The 23453-nt window shown below is 67.8% G+C and carries 21 protein-coding genes and 1 pseudogene; 10 read left to right on the forward strand and 12 right to left on the reverse strand.

Annotation, left to right across the window (positions count from 1 at the left end):
• Positions 1-13: 13 nt before the first annotated feature.
• From aroQ to aat, 4 genes are all read left to right on the forward strand, one after another.
• Positions 14-469 carry a type II 3-dehydroquinate dehydratase gene (gene aroQ, locus BY998_RS11485; RefSeq protein ID WP_110351758.1) on the forward strand — a complete coding sequence of 152 codons (456 nt, stop codon included), beginning with the start codon at positions 14-16 and terminating at the stop codon, positions 467-469.
• Between the two features lie 18 nt (positions 470-487).
• Positions 488-961, forward strand: coding sequence for an acetyl-CoA carboxylase biotin carboxyl carrier protein (gene accB, locus BY998_RS11490; protein WP_110351759.1), 474 nt, complete (start codon positions 488-490; stop codon positions 959-961).
• A gap of 9 nt (positions 962-970) precedes the next feature.
• A complete protein-coding gene (accC, locus tag BY998_RS11495; RefSeq protein ID WP_110351760.1) occupies positions 971-2338 on the forward strand; it encodes an acetyl-CoA carboxylase biotin carboxylase subunit in 1368 nt (455 codons plus the stop codon).
• Positions 2339-2455: 117 nt separating this feature from the next.
• Positions 2456-3127, forward strand: coding sequence for a leucyl/phenylalanyl-tRNA--protein transferase (gene aat / locus BY998_RS11500; RefSeq protein WP_110351761.1), 672 nt, complete (start codon positions 2456-2458; stop codon positions 3125-3127).
• A 114-nt stretch (positions 3128-3241) separates the two neighbouring features.
• On the opposite strand, the gene BY998_RS11505 is transcribed toward aat, so the two are convergent.
• Positions 3242-3853, reverse strand: a complete 612-nt coding sequence (locus BY998_RS11505; protein ID WP_110351762.1) for a TetR/AcrR family transcriptional regulator — start codon at positions 3851-3853, stop codon at positions 3242-3244.
• Positions 3854-3900: 47 nt separating this feature from the next.
• Between BY998_RS11505 and BY998_RS11510 the strand changes: the two genes are divergently transcribed.
• Positions 3901-4380 carry a DUF4188 domain-containing protein gene (locus BY998_RS11510; RefSeq protein WP_110351763.1) on the forward strand — a complete coding sequence of 160 codons (480 nt, stop codon included), beginning with the start codon at positions 3901-3903 and terminating at the stop codon, positions 4378-4380.
• Between the two features lie 123 nt (positions 4381-4503).
• Here the strand turns inward: BY998_RS11510 and BY998_RS11515 are convergent, their stop codons facing one another.
• The 3 genes from BY998_RS11515 to BY998_RS11525 all read right to left on the reverse strand — a co-directional run bounded on the left by BY998_RS11515 (position 4504) and on the right by BY998_RS11525 (position 6888).
• On the reverse strand, positions 4504-5163 hold the full coding sequence (locus BY998_RS11515) for a DUF2155 domain-containing protein (RefSeq protein WP_110351764.1): 660 nt from the start codon (positions 5161-5163) through the stop codon (positions 4504-4506).
• Positions 5164-5283: 120 nt separating this feature from the next.
• Entirely contained in the window at positions 5284-6381 is a 1098-nt protein-coding gene (locus BY998_RS11520) for an L-dopachrome tautomerase-related protein (protein WP_110351765.1), read from the reverse strand.
• Between the two features lie 90 nt (positions 6382-6471).
• Entirely contained in the window at positions 6472-6888 is a 417-nt protein-coding gene (locus tag BY998_RS11525; protein WP_110351766.1) for an NADH:ubiquinone oxidoreductase subunit NDUFA12, read from the reverse strand.
• A 508-nt stretch (positions 6889-7396) separates the two neighbouring features.
• Between BY998_RS11525 and BY998_RS11530 the strand changes: the two genes are divergently transcribed.
• From BY998_RS11530 to BY998_RS11545, 4 genes are all read left to right on the forward strand, one after another.
• Positions 7397-11128, forward strand: coding sequence for a vitamin B12-dependent ribonucleotide reductase (locus tag BY998_RS11530; protein WP_110351767.1), 3732 nt, complete (start codon positions 7397-7399; stop codon positions 11126-11128).
• 267 nt (positions 11129-11395) lie between these two features.
• Positions 11396-11848: a hypothetical protein gene (locus BY998_RS11535; RefSeq protein WP_110351768.1), complete on the forward strand. Its 453-nt coding sequence runs from the start codon at positions 11396-11398 to the stop codon at positions 11846-11848.
• 31 nt (positions 11849-11879) lie between these two features.
• A complete protein-coding gene (locus tag BY998_RS11540) occupies positions 11880-12938 on the forward strand; it encodes a serine/threonine-protein kinase (protein WP_210205496.1) in 1059 nt (352 codons plus the stop codon).
• 224 nt (positions 12939-13162) lie between these two features.
• The gene (locus tag BY998_RS11545) at positions 13163-14185 is read left to right on the forward strand and encodes a hypothetical protein (protein WP_146221765.1); all 1023 of its coding nucleotides are present in this window, start codon (positions 13163-13165) and stop codon (positions 14183-14185) included.
• Positions 14186-14369: 184 nt separating this feature from the next.
• Here the strand turns inward: BY998_RS11545 and BY998_RS24320 are convergent, their stop codons facing one another.
• On the reverse strand, positions 14370-14531 hold the full coding sequence (locus BY998_RS24320) for a hypothetical protein (RefSeq protein ID WP_181425489.1): 162 nt from the start codon (positions 14529-14531) through the stop codon (positions 14370-14372).
• 32 nt (positions 14532-14563) lie between these two features.
• Here BY998_RS24320 and BY998_RS11550 point away from each other — a divergent pair.
• A pseudogene (locus BY998_RS11550) lies at positions 14564-14734 on the forward strand (IS5/IS1182 family transposase); the annotation flags it as partial.
• Positions 14735-14759: 25 nt separating this feature from the next.
• Here the strand turns inward: BY998_RS11550 and BY998_RS11555 are convergent.
• The 7 genes from BY998_RS11555 to glp all read right to left on the reverse strand — a co-directional run bounded on the left by BY998_RS11555 (position 14760) and on the right by glp (position 23320).
• A complete protein-coding gene (locus tag BY998_RS11555; protein WP_110351771.1) occupies positions 14760-16778 on the reverse strand; it encodes a cache domain-containing protein in 2019 nt (672 codons plus the stop codon).
• On the reverse strand, positions 16766-18136 hold the full coding sequence (locus tag BY998_RS11560; protein ID WP_110351772.1) for a sigma-54 dependent transcriptional regulator: 1371 nt from the start codon (positions 18134-18136) through the stop codon (positions 16766-16768). Before BY998_RS11560 ends, BY998_RS11555 begins: the two co-directional genes overlap by 13 nt.
• 129 nt (positions 18137-18265) lie before the next feature.
• Positions 18266-19903 carry an OFA family MFS transporter gene (locus BY998_RS11565; protein WP_110351773.1) on the reverse strand — a complete coding sequence of 546 codons (1638 nt, stop codon included), beginning with the start codon at positions 19901-19903 and terminating at the stop codon, positions 18266-18268.
• 154 nt (positions 19904-20057) lie between these two features.
• Complete coding sequence (locus tag BY998_RS11570) at positions 20058-20624, reverse strand: DUF2478 domain-containing protein (protein WP_110351774.1); 567 nt, start codon at positions 20622-20624, stop codon at positions 20058-20060.
• A 159-nt stretch (positions 20625-20783) separates the two neighbouring features.
• Positions 20784-21446: a DUF2325 domain-containing protein gene (locus BY998_RS11575; RefSeq protein WP_245421560.1), complete on the reverse strand. Its 663-nt coding sequence runs from the start codon at positions 21444-21446 to the stop codon at positions 20784-20786.
• A 182-nt stretch (positions 21447-21628) separates the two neighbouring features.
• On the reverse strand, positions 21629-21973 hold the full coding sequence (locus tag BY998_RS11580; protein WP_110351775.1) for a winged helix-turn-helix domain-containing protein: 345 nt from the start codon (positions 21971-21973) through the stop codon (positions 21629-21631).
• Between the two features lie 96 nt (positions 21974-22069).
• Positions 22070-23320 (reverse strand): gephyrin-like molybdotransferase Glp, encoded by a 1251-nt coding sequence (glp, locus tag BY998_RS11585; RefSeq protein ID WP_110351776.1) that lies wholly within the window; start codon positions 23318-23320, stop codon positions 22070-22072.
• Between the last annotated feature and the right edge of the window lie 133 nt (positions 23321-23453).

Below are 23453 nucleotides of genomic sequence, written 5' to 3' on the forward strand. Positions count from 1 at the left end.
GAATCCGGACGGCATGATCGCGATCCACTGCCTCAACGGGCCAAACCTCAACCTCCTGGGCAAGCGCGAGCCGGGCATCTACGGCGCCGCCACGCTCGTCGACATCGAGCGGACCCTCCGGGAGCAGGCGGCTCGCCTCGATATCGCCCTGACCTTCCGTCAGACGAATCACGAGGGCGAACTCGTGACGTTCGTGCAGGAGGCGGGCGCGGCCGGGGCCGGGGTGCTCATCAACGCCGCCGCCTACACGCACAGCTCGATCGCGCTGCGCGACGCGATCACGGGAGCGGGGGTGACGGCGGTGGAGATCCACCTCTCGAACGTCCATGCTCGTGAGGAATTCCGGCACGTCTCCCGGATCGCTCCGGTCTGCGCCGGTGTGATTTCGGGCTTCGGTGCCCACAGTTACGTTGTCGGGCTCGACGCCCTCGCCCATCTCCTGCGCGGACGCCTCGCGTCCGCCTCCTGACGTCAGAACCAAGAGCCGATGGCCAAGAACGAACCCTTCGATCCCGAACTGGTGCGCGAACTCGCCCGGATGGTCGCCGAGACCGACCTGAGCGAGATCGAGGTCGAGAAGGGTGACCTGCGCATCCGTGTCGCCCGCAAGATCGAGCCGGTCGCGGTTCAGGTCGCCCCCGCCGCGCCGGCCCCGCTCGCGGCGGCTCCGGCCATCGCGCCCCCGGCGGCGCTGGCACCCGCACCCGCCAAGTCCGGCGCGGGCCATCCCGGCGCCGTGCCCTCCCCCATGGTCGGCACCGCCTATCTGCGCCCCTCGCCCGAGGCCAAGCCCTTCATCGAGATCGGCACGAAGGTCCAGGCCGGCGACAAGGTCCTGCTCGTCGAGGCGATGAAGACCTTCAACGAGATCGTCGCGCCCCGCGCCGGTACGGTGACCGCGATCTTCGTCGAGGACGGGATGCCGGTCGAGTACGGCGAAGCCCTCCTCGTCATCGAGTAGCGTTCAGCGATGTTCGACAAGATCCTGATCGCCAACCGCGGCGAGATCGCGCTCCGCATCCTGCGGGCCGCGAAGGAGCTCGGTATCGCCACCGTCGCGGTCCATTCCACGGCCGATGCCGACGCGATGCACGTGCGGCTGGCCGACGAGAGCGTCTGCATCGGCCCGCCGGCCGCCCGCGACAGCTACCTCAACATCCCCTCGATCATCGCGGCCTGCGAGATCACCGGGGCGGACGCCGTGCATCCGGGCTACGGCTTCCTGTCGGAGAACGCCCGCTTCGCCGAGGTGCTGGCCCACCACAACATCGGCTTCATCGGCCCCAAGGCCGAGCATATCCGCATCATGGGCGACAAGATCGAGGCCAAGCGCACGGCCAAGGCGCTCGGCATCCCCTGCGTGCCGGGCTCCGAGGGCGGCGTCACCGACCCGGACGAGGCCAAGCGCGTGGCCGCCGAAATCGGCTATCCCGTGCTGGTCAAGGCGGCTTCCGGCGGCGGCGGGCGCGGCATGAAGGTCGCCCGCTCGGAAGGCGAGCTGGAGCAGGCGCTCGACATGGCCCGCACCGAGGCCAAGGCCGCCTTCGGCGACGACGCGGTCTACCTCGAAAAGTATCTCACCAAGCCCCGCCACATCGAGGTGCAGATCCTCGGCGACGGGCGCGGGGATGCCGTGCATCTGGCCGAGCGCGACTGCTCGCTCCAGCGCCGTCACCAGAAGGTCTGGGAGGAAGGCGGCTCGCCCGCCCTCGACGAGGCGATGCGCGCCGAGATCGGCGGCATCTGCGCCAACGCCATGCGCCAGCTCAGCTATCTCGGCGCCGGCACGATCGAGTTCCTCTACGAGGACGGCCGTTTCTACTTCATCGAGATGAACACGCGCATCCAGGTGGAGCATCCCGTCACCGAGATGATCACCGGGATCGACCTCGTGAACGAGCAGATCCGGGTCGCCGCCGGCGGCGGCCTCTCGGTCGCTCAGGAGGACATCAAGGTCGAGGGTCACGCCATCGAGTGCCGGATCAACGCCGAGCACCCTTCGACCTTCCGGCCCTCGCCGGGGCTGATCACCTACTTCCACCCGCCGGGCGGCCTCGGCGTGCGGGTCGATTCGGCCGCCTTCCAGGGCTACCGCATCCCGCCGCACTACGATTCGCTGATCGGCAAGCTGATCGTGCACGGGCGCACCCGCAACGAGTGCCTGATGCGCCTGCGCCGGGCGTTGGACGAGTTCGTCGTCGACGGAATCGACACCACGCTGCCGCTGTTCCGCACGCTGGTGCGCAACGCCGAGGTCCAGAACGGCCAGTACGACATCCACTGGCTCGAGAGCTTCCTCGCCCGCGAGGACGTGGCCGGGGTCGAGCCGCGGCGCTGACGGTGCGGGGCGGCTCGGCCGCCCCCCCGCTTTGCGGCTCCATCTCAGGTGTGAACGCCCGCGCCTGCTTCCTCCTGACGGCTGGCGTTCGGGCACGGGGCGCGCGACAACGCTGCGATGCACGACAGGCATCCCGTGGACATCACGCCCGACATCCTGCTCAAGGCCTACGCTGCCGGGATCTTCCCGATGGCCGAGGATGCGGACGATCCCACGATCTACTGGGTCGAGCCGAGAGCCCGCGGCGTGCTGCCCCTCGACCGGTTCCACGTGCCGCGGCGTCTCGCCCGCACCGTGCGCTCCGACCTGTTCGAGGTCGTGAGCGACCGGGATTTCGATGCCGTGATCGACGGCTGCGCCGCCCCGCGGCGGGACACGGCCCGAACCTGGATCAATGCCCGCATCCGCGACCTCTACGGCGCGCTGTTCGATCTCGGCCATTGCCACACGATCGAGGTCTATCACGAGGGGCGGCTGGCGGGCGGGCTCTACGGCGTGTCTCTGGGAGCAGCCTTCTTCGGGGAGAGCATGTTCCACGAGGTGCGCGATGCCTCGAAGGTGGCGCTGGTCCACCTCGTCGCCCGCTTGCGCCGGGGCGGCTACCGCCTCGCCGACACGCAGTTCCTCACCGAGCATCTGAGCCAGTTCGGCGTCGAGGAAGTGCCGCGCCACATCTACAACCGCCAGCTCTCCGCCGCGATCGTCGAGCGCGCCCATTGGGGTCCCCGGAACCAAGCCTTCAGCGGCGCCGAAGCGCTCGCCGCCCTCGGGATCGGCGCGGGCGGATAGTCGAGGTTTCGAAAGGACGAGTCCTTTCGCGGGTCCAGGGCCGAGCCCTGAAAGGAATGCCGGGGCTCGGCCCCGGCACCCCGCCGAAGGGATGATCCCTTTGGGATCCTGGCCTTATCGAGGAAGGGTTTCGAGTCGCAGCAACCGCTCAGCCAGGGCGGCGGCGGCTTGCGGGTCGGTGCGCGCGGCCTCCCCGATCATGCCGTCGATGGCGAGCGATGCGATGCCGTGAACCAGGGCCCAGGAGCGCAGGGCCTCCTCCGCGGCCGATTCGGCGGGTACCAACGCGGCGACGCGTTCGGACAGCACCGCGTAGGCCGCAGCCGAGGCGAGGCACAGGGCCTCGGGGCGCACTCCGCCGGATCGAGCCCCGAACATCAGACGGAACAGGCCGGGCTGAGCGCAGGCGAAGGCGACGTAGGCGGCACCTTGCGCGTAAAGGGCCTCGCGCCCCTCCCCTCCCCCGTCCGCCGCCTCCAGCGCCGCGCGCAGCCGCTCGAACCCGACGGTCGCGACGGCGGCGAGCAGGGCATCCTTGTCCGGGAAATGCCGGTAGGGCGCCATGGCCGAGACCCCGGCCCGTCGCGCCGCCTCGCGCAAGCCGAGCGCGGAGGGGTCGCCCCCCTCCTCTAGGATTGCCAGACCCGCGGCGATCAGGGACTCGCGCAGCTCACCGTGATGGTAGCTTCCCTTGCCCGGCTTCGATCCCATGCTCGATGTTGACACTGTAAATCAGGGGCCTATGATTACACCGTAAACATGGAGTGAGTGCCATGCGGGCGACGGACAAGCAAGCGGCCGCTTCGGCCCGCCCCTCCCGGGTTTCGGTCGATCTCTCGGATCATCCCGGTCTCGTGGTGGTCTATCTCGGCTTCCGGGTCGGACGCCTGCGCGGCCTGAGGGCGCTGCTCGGCATCGGACGCGGGCTCGCACAAATGCAGCGGACGATGCCCGACGGGCTCCTCGCGCACGAGAATCTCGTCTACGGCCTCAACCATATCGGCATGCGGCAGTACTGGCGGGATCTGGAGAGCCTGGAGTCCTTCACCCGCTCGGAGCCGCACAAGACGTGGTGGCGGGATTTCGCCCGCGATCCGGCCGGCAACGGCTTCTGGCACGAGGCCTACCGGCTCTCCGGCGGCATGGAAGCGATCTATGTGGGGATGCCGCGCCCGGTCGGGCTCGGCACCTTCGCCGCGGCTCGGCAGCCGGACGGCCCGTTCATGACCTCGCGGCAGCGGCTGGCGGCGTGAGACGGCGTCCGTCCGGCCAGTTCAAGGCCGTCATCGCGCGCGGCAGCGAAGCGATCCAGCGGCGCCACCTCTCTATACAATTCACCGGCCCGGATGGCTTCGCCGCGCCATGACGGACGACCGCTACCGGAAGATCGCGTCGAAGATCGATTGCGGCTCGCGCGGGGGCGGCGGGGCGGCCGCCGGTCCCTCGTTGTTCGGGAAGAATTTTCGCGAAGGCTTCTGCTTGGGCTGCACCGGCACGCCGCGCGGCCCTTCGACGTCGACCTGACCGTTCTGGTTGACCTGCTGGGCGGTCTTGGTCGGGTCCCCACCCTTCTTCTTCGGCTTCTCCTGGCGGGAGGCGAGCGCGGGCACGTCCTCCTGCTCCTTCGCCTCGGCGATCACGTCGGTGCCACCCTTACAATCGGTCAGCCACACGTCGTAGATCGGGTGCTCGATGGCGTGCAGGCCGGGGCTCGCCGCGAACATCCAGCCCGTGAAGATGCGCCGGTACTTGCTGTCCAGCGTCACCTCGTCGACCTCGAGAAACGCCGTCGTCTTCGGTGTTTCGGTAGGGGGGCGCGAGTAGCAGACCCGCGGCGTCATCTGCAGCGCGCCGAACTGTACCGTCTCGTCGATGGCGACCTCGAAGGTCACGATCCGGCCGGTGATCTTGTCGAGGCCGGAGAACACCGCGGTCGGGTTCTTGATCTTGTCGGCGGAGGCCGGCAGTGCGGACAGGATCAGCGCCAGCGTGCCGAGCGCGGTCCGGCGCAGAACAGGTGCGGGGATGCGGCTCAAGGCGCCCTCTTGAGTCTGACTCCGGCCGCCACGGCCGGCAAACGATCCGGCCGTTCCAACACCCCAAGGGTGGTCGAAAAAGGGCGGGTGGCGGGAAAAACAGCGGCCGGGCCGATCGCCTTAGTTCCGCACCGGCTTGGCACCGATCGACATGCGGAAGATCGTGGTCGGGAAGACGATCTTCGAGGTGCCGCCGTTCATCGCCTTGCTGCGGTTCATCTGCGCGGCCGGAATCCACAGCCCGCCCTCCTCGTCGATCCACATCGCGTCCCCCCAGACGAGACGCGGGTCCTGAACCAGCGTGGTCTGGGTGCCGTCCGGCGCGAATTTCAGGATGCGCAGATTGTCGGTATCGGAGGCGTAGATGTTGCCGTCCGCGTCGATCGCCGTGCCGCCGGTCGAGACGGTGGCGGCGAACAGCGTCACGTGCTTGGCCCGCTCGGCCTCGCTGGCACCCGCATCGTTGAGCCACTTGGTCTCGATCCGGTAGAGCGGGCCGGTGCAGGCTTGGTAGGTGAACCACTTCCCGTCCGGCGAGACCTCCAGTTGATCGGCATGGATGGCGATCGGCCGGTCCTTGGCATCGCGCAGGACCTTGTTCTCCCCGGTGAGCGGGCGCTGCGCCACCGTGGAGGGGTGCCCGTCGAGCACCCGCCGCAGCGAGCCGTCATCGAGGTCGAGCACGATGATCCCCGGCTGGCCGGCATCGGTCAGGTAGACCTTGCGGCCGTTGAAGCGGAAATCGTCGATGAAGCTCTTGTCCGTGGTCCCCTTCTCAAGGGGAAACACCTTGCGGACCGTGTTGGCCGAGAGGTCGATCTGCACGAGCTTCGGCCCGCCGGGCAGGGGCGCCCCGCCGAGTTCGGCCGCACCCTTGTCGACCACCCAGAGATCGCCGTCCGGGCCGATGCGGATGGCGTTGGCGCCGACGAAGGCTTTGGACGCGGCGTCGCCCGTCTTCCAGCCGTTCCAGGCGGCATCCGGATAGGGCACGGGCTTGCCGTCGATCCACTCGCCGAGCTGAAGGCCCTTGTCCTTCTGCTGGCGCTGGAACGGCGAGAACAGCCGCCCGTCCCGGGTGCGGGTGATGCCGTTGAAGACGAGGCTTTCGGATTTCAGGACCGGCGTCAGCTCGGACGGCGCCTGGGCGTCCGCTTCCTGGGCCTGAGATGCCGCTGCGCCGAGGCACAGCAGCAGAGCCAACATCGTCGCTCGCATGGGTCGATCCGTTCCATCCTTCGATGGAGGGACAAGGCCCGAGGCGCCGATCCGTTCAGAGGGAAGCCGGCCTCGCGATCACGAAACCGTCTACTCGCCCGGCGTCCATGGCACGTAATCGCCGGTGGCGGCGGGGCGTGCGCCCCAGGAGAGCTGCGAGCCCTTGGGCCGATAGGCAGCCGCCGTGCCGGTGAGGTTCTCCTCGTGGGCCTTCTGCCACTCGCGAGGCTTGTAGTCCTCCTCGCTCGGGGCGACGTCGCCGTTGTGACACAGCCACGCCCGCCAGCCCGGCGGCACGCGGGAGGCGTCGGCATAGCCGTTATAGACGACCCAGCGCCGCTCCGATCCGACCGAGCGGTCGATCAGGGCACCTTGCGCCTTGTAGTACTTGTTGCCGAGTTCGTCCGATCCGACGAACTGGCCGCTGCGCGCGGTGTAGAGCGCGAGCGACATCGTCTGCCCGTTCCACCAGGTGAAGATGCGCAGCAGCGTGTCCTTGAGGGCCATGGTTCCTCCGGCGGGCGACGGGTCCGCGGGCGCCGTCGCCGGGCCGTTATGGTCACTCCCCGCGCGCGAGTCCAGCGCGACCGGCCGCTGTCGCATTTACGGCACGCTCCGCCCGCCTCGTGCTGCCGTTAACCCTGTCGGACCAGCCCGGGAACGGACTGCCCACCGCCTCATCCTGTGGATCGAAAAAAAATCCCGCGTGATTCAACTCGACCGAAAGGCCACTTAGCGGAACGCCGCGAATATCCACAGGATTATCACCCAGAACACAACATCTAGCGAGGAACACGGGTAGCCGGCACTAGTTATTGACGCAGACGGCGACCCGGACGTAAGGTCTGGGCAACGCTTCGGACGGCTCGGCGGGGTCTGGAAAGACCCTGCTTCCGCATGACGGACGGCCCCCTGTCGAGGGGCACGGACCGGCCGAGGCACGTTCCGGCTTTTCATCCACGCACCGCGGCCCCGCCGCGGCACGGGGCCTTTTGGCTCCGAGGGAGAGGGATTCATGCGGTTCGAGCGGCGCTACACCACGGCCGGCCAGTCGCCCTACGCTGCCATCGCCTTCCGCAAGGCGGTGAGCGAGATCCGTAACCCGGACGGCTCGATCGTCTTCCGGCTCGAGGGCATCTCCGTGCCCGAGAGCTGGAGCCAGGTCGCCGCCGACGTTCTGGCGCAGAAATATTTCCGCAAGGCCGGCGTCCCGGCCCGCTTGAAGAAGGTGGAGGAGAACAGCGTTCCCTCCTTCCTCTGGCGCGCCGTGCCCGACGAGGCCGCGCTCAGCGAGCTGCCCGAGGACGAGCGCTTCGTCTCCGAGATCTCGTCCACCCAGGTCTTCGACCGGCTCGCGGGCTGCTGGACCTATTGGGGCTGGAAGGGCGGCTACTTCTCCTCGGAGGAGGATGCCTCGGCCTTCATGGACGAGCTGCGCTTCATGCTGGCCCGTCAGATGGTGGCGCCGAATTCGCCGCAATGGTTCAACACCGGCCTGCACTGGGCCTACGGCATCGATGGCCCGAGCCAGGGCCACTATTACTGCGACTACCGCACCGGCGAACTCACCAAGTCGGGCTCGAGCTACGAGCACCCGCAGCCGCATGCCTGCTTCATCCAGGGCGTTCAGGACGACCTCGTGAACGAGGGCGGCATCATGGACCTGTGGGTGCGGGAAGCGCGCCTGTTCAAGTACGGCTCGGGCACCGGCTCGAACTTCTCGATGCTGCGCGCGGAGAACGAGAAACTCGGCGGCGGCGGCAAATCGTCGGGCCTGATGTCCTTCCTCAAGATCGGCGACCGGGCCGCGGGCGCCATCAAGTCCGGCGGCACGACGCGCCGCGCCGCCAAGATGGTGATCGTCGACATCGACCATCCCGATATCGAGGCTTTCATCGACTGGAAGGTGAAGGAGGAGCAGAAGGTCGCCGCCCTGGTGACCGGCTCCAAGGTCGTCTCCAAGCACCTCTCCGCGGTGATGAAGGCCTGCACCCAGTGCGAGGCGGAAGGCGACGCCTGCTTCGACCCCGAGCGCAACCCGGCGCTCAAGCGCGAGATCAAGGCCGCCCGCCGCGCGATGGTGCCCGACGCCTATATCAAGCGCGTCGTGCAGTTCGCTCGCCAGGGTTTCACCAAGATCGAGTTCCCCGTCTACGACACCGACTGGGACTCGGAAGCCTACCTCACGGTCGCCGGCCAGAACTCCAACAACTCGGTCTCGCTGACCGACGAGTTTCTGCGCGCGGTGGAAGCGGACGGGGATTGGAGCCTGACGGCCCGCACGACGGGCAAGGTCTCCAAGACGCTCAAGGCCCGCGAGCTCTGGGAGAAGATCGGCGAGGCGGCCTGGGCATCGGCCGATCCGGGCCTACACTTCAACACGACGATGAACGACTGGCACACCTGCCCGACCGGCGGGCGGATCCGGGCCTCGAACCCGTGCTCCGAGTACATGTTCCTCGACGACACGGCCTGCAATCTCGCCAGCGCCAACCTGCTGACGCTCTACGATCGTCAGGCCAAGCATTTCGACGTCGAGGCCTTCGAACACCTCAACCGTCTCTGGACGGTGGTGCTCGAGATCTCGGTGATGATGGCGCAGTTCCCGTCGAAGGAAATCGCCGAGCTTTCCTACAAGTACCGCACGCTCGGCCTCGGCTATGCCAATATCGGCGGCCTGCTGATGACCATGGGCCTGCCCTACGACTCGGATGCAGGCCGGGCGCTCGCCGGTGCGCTCACCGCGATCATGACGGGCGTGGCCTACGCCACCTCCGCCGAGATGGCGGCCGAACTCGGAACCTTCGAAGCCTATCCGGACAACGCCAACCACATGCTGCGAGTGGTTCGTAATCACCGCCGCGCCGCCCACGGCGAGGCCGCCGGCTACGAGGGCCTGAACGTCGCCCCCGTGCCGCTCGACCACGCCAACATCCCGCAAGACGATCTCGGCGCCCATGCCCGGGCCGCCTGGGACCGGGCGCTGAGCCTCGGCGAGCAACACGGCTACCGCAACGCGCAGGCCACCGTGATCGCGCCCACCGGCACGATCGGCCTCGTGATGGATTGTGACACCACCGGCATCGAGCCCGACTTCGCACTCGTGAAGTTCAAGAAGCTCGCCGGCGGCGGTTACTTCAAGATCATCAACCGCGCCGTGCCGGACGCGCTGCGGGCGCTCGGCTACCGCGAATCCGAGATCGCCGAGATCGAGGCCTACGCCGTCGGCCACGGCTCGATGGGCCAGGCGCCCGCGATCAATCCCGGTTCGCTGCGCTCGAAGGGCTTTTCGGACGACAAGATCGCGGCGGTGGAAGCCGGGCTGAAGTCGGCCTTCGACATCAAGTTCGTGTTCAACCGCTGGAACCTCGGCGACGACTTCCTCAAGGACACCCTCAAGGTGCCCGCGGACAAGCTCGCCGACCCGACCTTCGAACTGCTGCCCTTCCTCGGCTTCTCGAAGCGGGACATCGAGGCCGCCAACACCCACGTCTGCGGGGCGATGACGCTGGAGGGCGCGCCCTTCCTGAAGCGCGAGCACTACGCGGTGTTCGATTGCGCCAACCCCTGCGGGCGCACGGGCAAGCGCTACCTCTCGGTCGAGAGCCACATCCGCATGATGGCTGCGGCGCAGCCCTTCATCTCGGGGGCGATCTCCAAGACCATCAACATGCCCAACGACGCCACGGTCGAGGATTGCAAGGCGGCCTACCTGCTGTCCTGGCGCCTCGCGCTGAAGGCCAACGCCCTCTACCGCGACGGCTCCAAGCTCTCGCAGCCCCTCAACTCGGCGCTGATCGCCGACGACGAGGAGGAGGCCGACGAGGCGCTGGAGGCGATCATCCAGGCCCCCGCCGCGGCCAAGGCGACGGTGGCGGCCGAGAAGATCGTCGAGCGGGTGATCGAGCGCATCGAGCGGATCCGCTCGCGCGAGAAGATGCCCGACCGCCGCAAGGGTTACACCCAGAAGGCGGTCGTGGGCGGGCACAAGGTCTACCTGCGCACCGGCGAGTACGATGACGGTCGGCTGGGCGAGATCTTCATCGACATGCACAAGGAAGGCGCGACCTTCCGCTCGTTGATGAACAACTTCGCCATCGCGATCTCACTGGGCCTGCAATACGGCGTGCCGCTGGAGGAATACGTCGAGGCCTTCACCTTCACCCGCTTCGAGCCGGCGGGTTTCGTGCAGGGCAACGACGCGATCAAGAACGCGACCTCGCTGCTCGACTACGTCTTCCGCGAACTGGCTGTGTCCTATCTCGGCCGGATGGATCTCGCCCACGTCAACCCGTCCGAGATCGGCGGCACGGTGCTTGGCGGCGGCGAGGGCGACACCACCCGCGAGGCCGGCAAGCCGGCGCCGGCAGCCTCGGCCGTCGTCTCTCGCGGCCTGCTGCGCGGCTCGGCCGATCGGCTCACCCTGATCCAGGGCGGTCCGTCGGGCGCCACGACGGGGGTCGCCGCAGCGGCCACGGGCCAATCGGCCCCGGCCGGCGGCACGGTCCACGCCGTGCGGGGCGCGACGGCCCTCAAGGCTGAGCCGCAGAGCCTCGGCAGCGTCGAGACGCTGCCCTTCGCCAAGCCCGAGCCGAAGGCGGAGCGCAGCGTCGCGGATCGGCGGGCCGAGGCGAAGATGAAGGGCTATGTCGGCGAAGCCTGCCCGGAATGCGCGAACTTCACGCTGGTCCGCAACGGAACCTGCCTGAAATGCGACACCTGCGGTGGCACGACGGGATGTAGCTAAGTATCCCTGCCGCCTGTGGCGAGCACCTTTGTTGGTCCGCATTCAAAGAGTGCCCGCCCGCAGAGTGAGCCATAGTCGGCCCGCCGGGCGAATGGGACAAGGATAACTCCCGTCCCGTCGCCCAGCGCCCAATCCTAACCTGAAGCCATGAAGCGTCGGGCCGCCCGTTAACGGCGGCCCGCCTATCGGCGGCATGGTTGACGCTCCCGCGCAGCGAATCGGGTTAGCCTTCACCCGTGGTCGTTCTAGTCGCGGTTCGAGAGGGTGATGTCGGTCATAGGTTTCAACATCAAGAAGGGCGAGCTCTGGTATTGCATCCTCGAAGGAACGCGCGGTGCGCCAGTGTATGTCGGCCATGACCGGCACCGCTTCGATGCGGCCCAGCCCCGGACCGAGCTCGCCAATTACTTCAAGCAGACCTTCTCCGAGGTGATCGACCGCGCGCCGGGGAGCCGGTTGGCGTACCGCCTATCGCTTGAAGCGAAGAAGGCGGACCAAGTCGCCTATCTCACCTTCCCGTTCGGGATCCTCAATCTGGTCGCGCACGAGCGTGGCCTGCACATCCGCGAATACGTGACGCAATCCTTCACAGCCAAGGCGCTCGGCGTGAAGGACGACAAGTTCGCCGCTTGCGATGCGTTGATCTCCGGCCGCCCGGGCAAGTGGGACAAGGACGCCAAGCTGGCCGCCCTGAGCGCATGGGTGTCGCTCGATGAATAGCCCCCTGCCTCTCCTGGTCCAACCCGGTCAGGTGATCCTGAACAAGTACCAGGTGCTCAAGCCTCTGGGGGCTGGCCGCTATGGGCAGGTGTTCCAGGTGCGCAACCTGAACTTGGGCCTCATCTCGGCTCTCAAGATTGTGCTGGTGACCGAGCCGGACCGACACAAGGCGGTGGTCGAGGCGCAGGCCCAGAGCCTTTGCGGGCATGACCATGTCGTCGAGGTCCGCACGGCGGATGTCTTCGACAGCTCGGTCCTTATCGAGATGGAGTTCGTCGAAGGAGGCTCGCTCGGTGACCGGCTCCTGCGCGAGTTCGTGCCGGTCGCGGACAGTGTGTCCTACGTAAAGCACATTCTCTACGCCCTGGAGCACGCGCATGCCCGCGGCATCGTCCATCGCGACGTGAAGCCCGGGAACATCATGCTTGCACCCAATGGCGCAAAACTTTCCGATTTTGGGACGGCAACCCATCCATCGACCGGGATCAGCGTCATCGACGAATTCTATATGCCACACGCGTCGCCGGAGGCAGCTAACGGAGGCTCCTTCTCGCCCGCGAGCGACGTCTACGCCACCGGCCTGACCTTGATGCGAGCTATCAACAACATGGCCGCCTGGGGGCATATCATCACTGATGATGGCTCCTGGCGAAACGAGGTTGCGAACGGCGGCATCCCGGCCTTGGTGGGATTTCCCGACTACGTGCCTACCCCCCTCAAGAAGATTCTCAACACCGCCTGCGCTCCCGGTTACGGAGATCGCTATCCACGTGCCGCTGCCTTCCGTCAGGCATTAGAGCGGCTTCGCTTCGCCCGCCGGTGGGTTCGGCTGGGGCCGGACGAGTGGTCCTGCGAACATGCGGGTAAACCGGAGATCTTGCGCTATCTCGACGGTGGGCAACCACGGACCGAGTATGTCGTGAACGGTCGGCGAAGAACCGAGTTCTGCAGGACGTTTCCCACCGAGCGAGAGGCACGTCGGGCCTTAGAACGTGCCGTGGCTAGTACGACATTAGTATCGACTACTAGGATGACAGCACGGCGACCCTCCAGAACTAAGATCCCAGATGAACTTCCCGCCTATGGCTGAGCCCCTAGAATTTGCCCACCTGATTTAGGTGGGCAAATTTTTTTCGTATCGACACAAACACGTCTCGCACGAGTGAGCGGAGCGCCGCGGTCGTAGGCGACGAGGACTTACACCGAGCTGGGGGCGCCGGCTTCGACATCCTCTCAGGAGGCGAGGAAGCCTTCGCTGATTTCCTCTCAATGGCGAGGGAAGAAAGCTACGCAACCGGCAGGCGCGCGCCGAGGGTGCCGACCTTCGGAAAGATCGGCGCATGGCTGGGCGATGTCCGGAAGAAGGAGGACTTCAGGCAGGTCACGGACTTCGTGCGCGACTATGTCATCCGGACATGCCCGGTCGGCCCCGGCGACGTGGTCTTGGCGATGCCGGTGGAGCAGCGGCGCCTGCATTCGATCTACACCGCGGCGAAGGAGACGGGCGCGCATCCGAAGCGCCTGAGGAAGCTGCTCGACAGGGCGGGGCTGTTGCAGCCGGCGCATGAAAGCCTGAGCGACAACCATGTCCTCTTCGACGCGGAGGCCGCCCGGGAGGTGCTGGGGATGGCCACCAATCATCTGTCGTTGCCCGGCTTGGCCGCACGGCTCGGTCTGTCAGTAATCCAGGCCAGGTCGCTCGTTTCCGCCGGCGTCATCGTCCCGTTCACGCCGAGCGGGAATGGCATAGGCACGCCGGCGTTCTCCATGGAGGCGGTGGACAGACTGATGGCGCGTCTGCTTGCCGACGCGGTCCCACTGGACGAGGCGATGAAGGTGGGGCGCGTCGTCGAGCCGGTCGTGTGGGCCTTCAAGCGGGCTCAGTGCTCCCTCGCCGAGGTCGTCGCGCTGGTTCTTGAACGGAAGCTCGGGTGGGTAGCCGCCCGCGTGGGCGGCAACGACCTTTCGGCCCTGTTCGTCGACGTGACAGAGGTGCGCGAGCATGTCCGAGGTCGCGAACTCACCGGCCTCACGTTCCTTGACGCCCAGTTCGTGCTGCGCCGGTCCTACCCGGTCGTGAAGGCTCTGGTCGAGCAGGGCATGCTCAGGACGCACATGTCGGTTCATCCAGAGACACGAGCCCCGATCCGGGTGATCGACAGAGACGACATCGAAAAGTTTAAGGCAGAGTACGTCAGCCTCTTCGACCTCGCTCGGGAGCGCGGGAATCATCACCTGAAGATCAAGGCTGAGCTCGAAGCGGCCGGGATCCAACCAGCACTGAGACAAGAAGTTTTTAGTGCCGCCTTCTATCGAAAGTCAGCCTTGCCTCGATGAGATTAGCGGCAACCAGAGCCCCGCTTCTGCGGGGCTTTTTTATGCCTGTAGACTCGGACATGCCTCCGGCGGCCGGCGCGTCGCGGGCCACCTATGAGGATGTTTGCGGGCCTACCTGCTAAAGCCTGGTCGCTCTCGCTTAGGGACGATGCGGTCGAACAATGCGGCTCTTCACACCGCCTGCTCACTCACGAGGCCGAAGTTCGGCCTCGTGAACCATCCAGGCCGCTAAGGGCATCGACATCTCGTTGGTGAATCGACTGTGGTCGGTGGTCAGCCAGACGAAGTCGAACGCGGCCACCAAAACCTGCCGATCGGGAAGGCCCTCGACGACGCCATTGGCCAAGCGCAACCTTCAACGTGACCTTGTCGAAGGACGTGCTCTTGCCCAGGCACTGGGTCGTCGGGCGCTCCTTCGCCTGGGGCCCCCGCCTTCGCCGGTTCGTCAAAGACGACGAGCGCTACGCCAGCACGCTGGCCGACCTGCTCCTCGCCGCCATCATCTGCCTCATGCTCGAACAGGCCGCGCTTCTCGCAGCCGGTTCATGACAGCTTCGGGGGCAGATGCGTCCCATCAGTTCGGACGACGAACGGCCGGAAGCCAGATCACGAAGGTCGAGCCGCGCTCCAACGCACTCTCGACCGTGATGGCACCGCCGTAGCGGGCGATCAGCGTGTAGCTGATCGAGAGGCCCAATCCTGTGCCGCCATGCGTGCGGGTGGTGAAGAACGGGTCGAAGATCTTGCGCAGGCGGTCGGCCGGGATGCCGACACCGGTATCCGCCACCTCGATCGCGACCCCCTCGATGCCGGAGCGGTCCTCGTCCCGCGTCCTCAGGCGGAGCCGCCCACCCTCCGGCATGGCGTGGATGGCGTTGACCATGAGGTTGATCGCGACCTGCTGCAGCTCGGTCCGACTGACTTCAACCGTGCGGGTGGCGATATCCTCCTTCTCGATCACGATGGCGGCACGTTCGAGAAGGTGGCGAACGAGCACGAGGCAATCGGTGACGACATCGGCGGGCATGACCGTCTCGACATAGCCGGCATACTCGTCCGGCCGGGCGAATTGCAGCAGGCGGGTGACGATCATGTTCACCCGGTGGACCTGCTGGTCGATCAGGTCGAACTCGGTGCGGACCTCGTCGGCGGCGGGGCCGAGCGCCTCGCGTGCGACTTCGAGGTTGCCCTGGATCACGGCGATCGGATTGTTGATCTCATGAGCCACACCGGCCGTGATCTCGCCGATCGAGGCGAGCTTCTCGGACATGACGAGTTGCCGGCGGGTCTCCTCGAGCTGGCGCGTGCGCTCCTCGACGCGGGCATCGAGCTCGCGCGCGAAGGCCCTCAGCTCCGCGTCGCGCGCCTGGAGACGGTCGAGCAATTCGTCGAAGCGGCGCGCCACGAGCCCGATCTCGTCCTGACTTGAAACGGTCCCGGTTCGGGCGCCGAGATCGCCGGCATCGACGGCCGCGATCGTGCGGTTCATCCGCTCCAACGGCTTGAAGATCGCTCGGGCGAGACGGAGGAGGAACGGAACCGTCACGAGGGCGGCGAGGGCGAAGGCGGCCACCACCGCCGCCACCATCGCCCAGCGCGCCAGACGGAACGGGCGTTCGAGGAAGCCGACATAGAGCATGCCGACGCGCTGGCCGGTGCTGTCGGCAACCGGCTCGTAGGCCGAGATGTAGCGGTCGTTGACCACGAAGGCGCTGTCGAGCCACAGGCGGCCCTGGCCGAGCACGGCGTCGCGCACCTCCTTCGAGACACGCGTGCCGAGCGCGCGGCGGTTGCCGAACAGGCGCACGTTGGTCGCGACCCGCACGTCGTCGAGGAAAAGCGTCGCCGTGCCCTGGCTGCCGCCGGGCAGGTCGGCATGGGCGTAGATCAGGTCGTTGAGGGTGTCGACGAAGCCGAGATTGCCGTTCAGAAGCGAGCCGCCGACGAGCGCGCCTCCCCCTCTGTCGGGCAGCGGCGCCGGGCTGGCGGAGTGGATGACGAGGCCGCGGGTCTCGACCGTGCGATCGGTCTCGGCGGCGGCGGTCGTCGGCACCAGATCGAGGCGTGCGCGGGCCGCCAGACCGGGCGAGACCGCGTCCATCGCGTCGGCGTCGAACAGGTCGATCGCGGTCTCCGGCTTGCCGCCGAGCGCGGCGCCGACGACCCGCCACCGTGCGTTGCCCGAAGGTTCGGCTCCGGCCGGCGAGGCGGCCAGGATCGCACCGTCGGCAGCGGTCACGTAGAGGAAGTCGAGGCCAAGCGCTTTCCGCCTCTCCTCCAGAAGGGTGTCGAGCCGGCCTGAGCGAGCCGCCTCCGCGAAGGCCGTCGACTGGCCGAGCGCCGCGATCTGCTCGTCGCCGCGCTCCATGATCCGGCGCAGATACTGGCGCGCGATGATCAGGTCGTCATGCGCCTTGGAGACGAGGAGCGCATCGAATTGCCCGAGCCACCAGAACAGGGCGAAGCCGAGGACGACGGGCAGCACGGCCCCCATCGGTAGCAGTGCGATGGTGAGCAGCCGCGTGCGAACCGAACGCGGATGCCAGCCGCTTGCGGATGGTTCAGGCGCTCCCGGATCGCTCACGCATTCCATTCCGCGCATTTGCGGTCGAGGGTTTTGCGCGAGACGCCGAGCCGGCGCGCGGCCTCGGCCCGATTGCCGTCGGCGGCGGCAAGCACCCGCAGGATATGGCGCTTCTCGACCTCGGCGAGGTCGTCAGTCCGGGGTTCAGCGGGCATTCCAGCCGATGGCTCGCCGAAGGTCCCGAGGATCAGGGCGCGCTCGATCCGGTTGCGAAGCTCGCGGGCGTTGCCCGGCCACGCGTAGGATTCGAAGCGCTGCAGCGCGCTCGGCGGAATCGGAAGCGGCGCCAGGCCGAGCTGAGCGGAGAGCTGGTCCATGAACATCCGCGCGAGCGGCTCGATGTCCTCGACCCGCTCGCGCAGCGGCGGCAGATGGATGCGGATGACGTCGAGCCGGTAATAGAGATCGGCCCGAAACTGTCCGGCCGCGACCCGCTCGGCGAGGTCGGCATTGGTCGCGGCGATCAGGCGGACGTCGATCGGGATCTCGCGGTCCGAGCCGACGGGGCGGACCTTGCGGTCCTCGATCACCCGCAGAAGCTTCGCCTGGAGCGCGAGCGGCAACTCCGCGATCTCGTCGAGGAAGAGCGTACCGCCCTGGGCGTAGAAGAACAGGCCCTCCCGCGAGGAGGCGGCGCTGGTGAAGGCGCCCTTCACGTGGCCGAACAGCTCGCTCTCGATGATGTCGGCGGCGATCGCTCCGCAATTGACCGGTACGAACGGCCGGTCGGCGAAGGCGGACTGCTCGTGCAGCGCGCGCGCCGTGACCTCCTTGGCCGTCCCCGACTCGCCGGTGACGAGCACGGTGCTGCGCGTCGCGGCGGCGCGGGCGACGAGATCGCGGGTGCGCACCATCTGCGCCGACACCCCGACGATGCGCCCGGCGGCCTGCGACCGGGTCGGCGGGCTCAATTGGCGGCGCAGGACGAAGTTCTCCCGCCGCAGGGCGGAACGGTCGAGGCAGCGCACGACGGCGTTGAGGATCTGCTTGGTGCGAAACGGCTTGAGCACGAAGTCGGCCGCGCCCGCCCGCACGGCCTCGATCGCCGTCTCGAGATCGGCGCAGGCGGTGATCAGGATCACTTCCGTGAACAGGCCGTCGCGCCGCAGATCCGCGAGCCAGGACAGGCCCGTGCGTCCCCCCAGAATGTTGTCGAGAATGATGAGGTCGAAGCTGCTCGCCTCGATCAGCCGGCCCGCGGCGACGGTATCGCCGACCGCCTCGACCCGGGCGCAGCGCGGCGCCAGCGTCCTGACCAGGAAGTTGCGCATGCCGGGCTCGTCGTCGACGACGAGGATCTGCGCCTTGGCGAGCCACGGGTCGCTGGTCGCAGCGGAAGCGTCTGTCGCGCCTGGGCCGTCTGTCATGGAACCGCGATCGGGCCAGCGGGAGGGGCTGCCGCAAGCAGGCCCGGAGCGATGCCTGCTTAGGGGAATTTCCTCCCGATGGCGATGCGCTGACCCGCCGGCGGAGAGCCGGCGGGTTGCACGGGCGCGTCAATGCAACAGGATCGCCGTCTTCTGCAGCGTGATCAGCACGCCGATCGCGAGCGGCACGCCGACCGCCGCCCAGGCCAGCACCACGAGCACGGGCGAGGCCGTGCGCTCGGCCGTCGGCGTGGCGGCAAGCGACGCCTGGTTCGCCGGGCGGAGAGCGGCGGGCGTTGCCTTCTCCTCGGCCATGTAGTGGCGCGCCGCGACCGGCCGGACCAGGAGGTTACAGATCAGGCCGAGGACGAGGAGCCCGGCCAGGATGTACATGGTTTGATTATAGGCCTGCGCATTCGGCAGGCCCGCCGCGATCTGGTACTCGCGCAGGTAGTTGACGAGCACCGGGCCGAGGATGCCTGCCGTCGCCCAGGCCGTCAGCAGACGGCCGTGGATCGCGCCGACCATCTTGGTCCCGAACATGTCGGCGAGATAGGCCGGCACCGTGGCGAAGCCGCCGCCATACATCGAGATGATGATACCGACCGCGAGCACGAAGAACAGGGTCGTGCCGAGGCCCGCCAGCGTCGGCACTGCGGCGTAGAGCACGATGCCGAGCAGGAAGAAGATCGCGAAGGTGAGCTTACGCCCGAGCTTGTCCGACGAGGTGGCCCACAGGAAGCGTCCGCCGATGTTGCACAGGCTGAGCAGTCCGGTGAAGCCCGCCGCGATCGCCGCGATCTGCGCCTTCTGCGCGGCGTCGAGCTGACCGAAAGGAACGTCGAGCCCGATCAGGCGGCCGCCGAACATCTCCTGCAGCATCGGCGAGGCCATGCCGATGACGCCGATGCCGGCCGACACGTTGAGGCAGAGCGCGGCCCAGATCAGCCAGAATTGCGGCGTGCGGGTCGCGACACCGAGATCGACGTTGCGCGACGAGACCATCGCGCTCTTGCTCGTGGTGGGCGGCGTCCAGCCGGCCGGCTTCCAGTCCTCGCGCGGCACGCGGTAGCCGAGGGCACCCGCCGTCATGAACACGGCGTAGATGACGGCCATCGCCGCGAAGGTCTGCCAAACGCCGACGGAGGTCGGGGTCGCGAACTGGCGCATCAGCCAATCGGCCAAAGGCGCGCCGATCATCGCGCCGCCGCCGAAGCCCATGATCGCCATACCGGTGGCCATGCCGCGCCGGTCGGGAAACCACTTGATCAGCGTCGAGACGGGCGAGATGTAGCCGAGGCCGAGACCGATGCCGCCGATGACGCCGGAGCCGAGCCAGAGCATCCAGAGCTGGTGCAGGTAGACGCCGAGCGCGGAGATCAGCAGGCCGCCGCACCAGCACAGGGCCGAGACGAGGCCGGCCTTGCGCGGCCCGGCGCGCTCCAGCCAGCCACCCCAGATCGCCGCGGAGCAGCCGAGCAGCACGAAGAACAGCGTGTACATCCAGCCGAGCTGGCTGATCTTCCAATCGCAGCCCGTCGCGACCAGGGAACCGAGGAAGCCCATCTCGGCCGGGCAGGCGACCGGCTGCGTGATGCCGACGGCGCGCGAGAGCGGCAGCCAGAACACGCTGAAGCCGTAGGCCATGCCGATGCAGAGATGGATCGCGAGTGCGGCCGGCGGCACGAGCCAGCGGTTGAAGCTGGGTGCGGCGACCGTGCGCTCACGACTGAAAAAGCCGGGTTCGACGGCAATGCTGACGGACATGAATCCTCCTGGCGCGATTCCTCGAGGTGCGGTCTTCGCCGCACTTCGAAGATCTCGACAGCAATGTCCGAGCCATCTGCGCAGGTGCTGATTTTATCGATATGAGGCAATAACTTGGACAAATTCGACGCCGGAGATCGTCTGGACAATTTGTCTACTTCACCCGCTCTTGACGGCTTCGATGGTGGACAAAATGACCTTGCTCTTCGCCCGCCCGATGCCAATCCTCGGCCGCATGCATCGAGTGCCACGCTTCGATCGCTTCCTCGTCCGGATCCGCGAAGCTGGCGAGCGAACCGGCAAACCGTTGCCACGCCTCCACGAAGTTCGGAGCCACCGCTGTCAGGATCGGCTTCTCCGCCGCGATCGCCGCGGAAAAGGTTGCGATCAGGCCGCTGCGGGACGATTCGAGCTTGCCGAACTTGCTGATCACCACGAGATCGCAGCCGGCCGCGATCTGGCGGCAGAGGCTTTCGCAGGCCTCGATGATGCCCGAACCGCAGAGCCGGCAGGCTTCGGAGCCGGCTCCCAATTCCTGATAGATCTCGTACTGTGCGCCGGTCGCGAGATCTTCGAGCCGATGGCCGGATCCGCCGGAAGGCACTTCGACGACACCGACGACCCGCCGCCCGGCCAGCTGCCAGCGCCGCGCGCTGGTCAGCAGGAGGGCCTGGATCGTGGGGTTCGATGCCCCCGTCAGGGCCAGAATCGGCGCTGCCATGCCGCTCGCCCTCCGCGCCGAGCGTGTTGTCGACTGTAGGGCGCTCGCGTCCCTCATCTTCACCTACGCCAGCTCATCGAGCCGTGAAAGCGGTGCATCCCGTGGGGAGGGTTGCGGCTGAGGATCACGCGCCGTTCCCGGGATGTGCATCCGGAACCGTCACGGCGTGGACGAAGCTCGCCAGACTGGCGCCGCGGACGGCCTGCAAGCCGTGCTCCCCGCCTCGCAGTACCGCTTGACCAAGTCGGTCGCCTCGTGGCTGACGCACTCGACCGGAAAGAGGACGAGATCGCTCCGGCTCACGAGGCCCGGCAGCAGGGTAAGGTTGTCCTCGATGCCGCCGTCGTAGCTGAGCATGCGGCCGTTTTGCTGCTCGACGAACCGGCGCAGGCGGGCAACCTGCCGGGGGCGCCCGCCGACATTGAGCAGCGTACGCCCCGTGAGTCGGCTTTCGTCCCGCCCCGCATCTGAGCGTTCGTGTCCTCGATCGTCGACGATCAGGCTCTCGACGGCGGCGAGTTCCGTCTCGGCCGCCCGCCGCTGCGCCGTCTCGGTTTCCAGATCGAGGCTGAGCTTTGCCATGGCACACATGAGCACCGCGGCCTTCTCCTCCAGCGCCTCGGCATGGGCGCGTTCGCGGGCGAGCCGGGCTTCGAGGCCTTTCACGGTCTCGCGCAATGTGTCGTCCGGTTTCGCTGCCGCGACACCGAGCTTGGCGAGCAGAGACCGGCCGTCGGCCGTGCTCAGGCAGGTGCCGACGATGGAGCAGTGCAGCGTCTCGGCCAGCTCCCAGATCCGGTCCCTCGGCCGCTCCGCCGCCACGACAGCCTCGGGCGACAGGGGAGCGGGGCATCCGGCGCCCGATTTCGGGGCGAGCAGGGCGGGTCCATCCTGATAAGAGCCGTGCGCCACGAGCGACTCCGTGCGATTGCTATATCCAATCAGATATAGCGAGAAAGACGGAAAGCGCGCGCCTTGGCCAGACCCATTCCTTGCCGGAATTCTTATGCGACCGGATCGACCGGTTGCGTCAGGCGGGCCAGGAACGGTGCGGCCGCCTTCTCGGCGGCACGCTCGATCGCCCGGTAATGCGCGACGACGTCGGCGCCGAACGCCGAGAGCCGGGCCCCGCCGCCCGCCTTGCCGCCGATCTGCGCCTCGATCACCGGGCGCCCGAAGCTCTTGTTCATGTCCTCCACGAGGAGCCAGGCGCGGCGGTAGGACATGCCCAGCGCCCGACCCGCGGCGGAGATCGAGCCGTGCTCGGCGATCGCCTCGAGGAGCTGAACCTTGCCCGGCCCGATCCGCCGATCCGGCCCGAGATCGATGCGGATGCTCAAGCGGGCCATCTTTCTCCTCGCGCGGTTCGAATGGTTCTAAGCGCCCGAAGGGACGAAGACGAGGCCGGCGTCATCGCTGCCGACCCGGCCAGATGCGGCCTCCCCTCAAAAGCCAGGGCTGAGATCGAAGCGGATGACCGTGACCGGATCGCCCGGCGCGGCCGGAGGCGCATCGGCCGGGCGGATGACGAGGGCGTCGGCAAGGGCCAGCCCCGACAGCATGGCGTTGTCCTGATCCGCCAGGACGGAGAACGTCGGCATGCCCTGATCATCGCGGCCGAGCCGCCCCCGCAGGAACGTCGTGCGCGGGCCCGTGGCCGGCAGCGCGGTTGCGAGGACGGCGTGTTCGGGCAACGGCTCCGCCCACCCCGCCCCCGCCAGCCGGGACATCGCCGGTTTGAGGAAGAGGAGCGCACTCACCAGCGCCGCCACGGCATTCCCGGGCAGGCCCAGGACCGGGAGGTGTCCAAGCCGCCCGAACAGGGTCGCCTTGCCCGGCCGCATGCGGACCTTGTCGAAGGCTGGCTCGAAGCCCAGGCCGGCGAGGGCCGGGCTCAGGAGATCGAAGTCTCCGACCGAGGCCCCGCCCGACGTGACGAGAAGATCGATTCCCTCCGTCGCGAGCGCCCGTGAGAGGATGACGGAAAGGGCCGTGCCGTCGTCCGGTGCGATGCCGAGATCGACGGGCACCCCGCCCCAGGCTCGCACCAGCGCCTTGAGGGCCGGGCGATTGGCATCGAGGATCTGAGCCCCCTGCCCTTCCGCGAAGGAACGCGACAGCTCACTTCCCGTCGAGAGAACCGCGACGCGCGGCCGGCGGTGGACCGGGATTTCCGCATGGCCCGCGGCGGCAACGACGCCGATGTCCCGGGCGCTCAGGCGCATCCCGGGCCGGGCGACGGGCGTGCCCGCGCGAAAGTTGCTGCCGGCGGCGCGGATGTGCCGGTGCGGCGCTGCACCCGGCAGGATGCGCACGCGCTCGCCGACGGTCTCGGTCAGTTCTTGGACGACGACCGTGTCGGCCCTAGGCGGCACCGGCGCGCCCGTGAAGATCCGGCGGCAGGTTCCAGGTGCGAGCGGCGGACCGATCGGATCGCCCGCCCTGACCACGCCCGCGTAAGCCAGGAGGGCGTCGGCCTCGGCCCAGCGCAGGGCGTAGCCATCCATCGCCGCTACCGCGAAGGGCGGCGCATCGAGGCGCGCCGCGAGTGCTTCGGCGCAGATGCGGCCGGCGGCGTCATCGAGCCGGACGCGCTCGCTGCCGACGGCGCGCAGACTCCGCTCCATTTGCGAGAGGGCCTCGGCGATCTCCGGCATGGCGATGGTCGCGTTCGCGGTGGTGGTCGACGTCTGCACGTGTGCTCCTCGGCGCATCCCGTCCATCGGGAATAGCCGATCGGCCCTAGCCGAAGCTATACTTCACCGTATATAGCGCCACCGGGGCTGGCTGCCGGCCCGGCTGGTCCGGGCGCCATCATCGCGGAGACAC

It is taken from the genome of Methylobacterium sp. B4 (assembly GCF_003201865.1).
GTDB lineage: Bacteria > Pseudomonadota > Alphaproteobacteria > Rhizobiales > Beijerinckiaceae > Methylobacterium.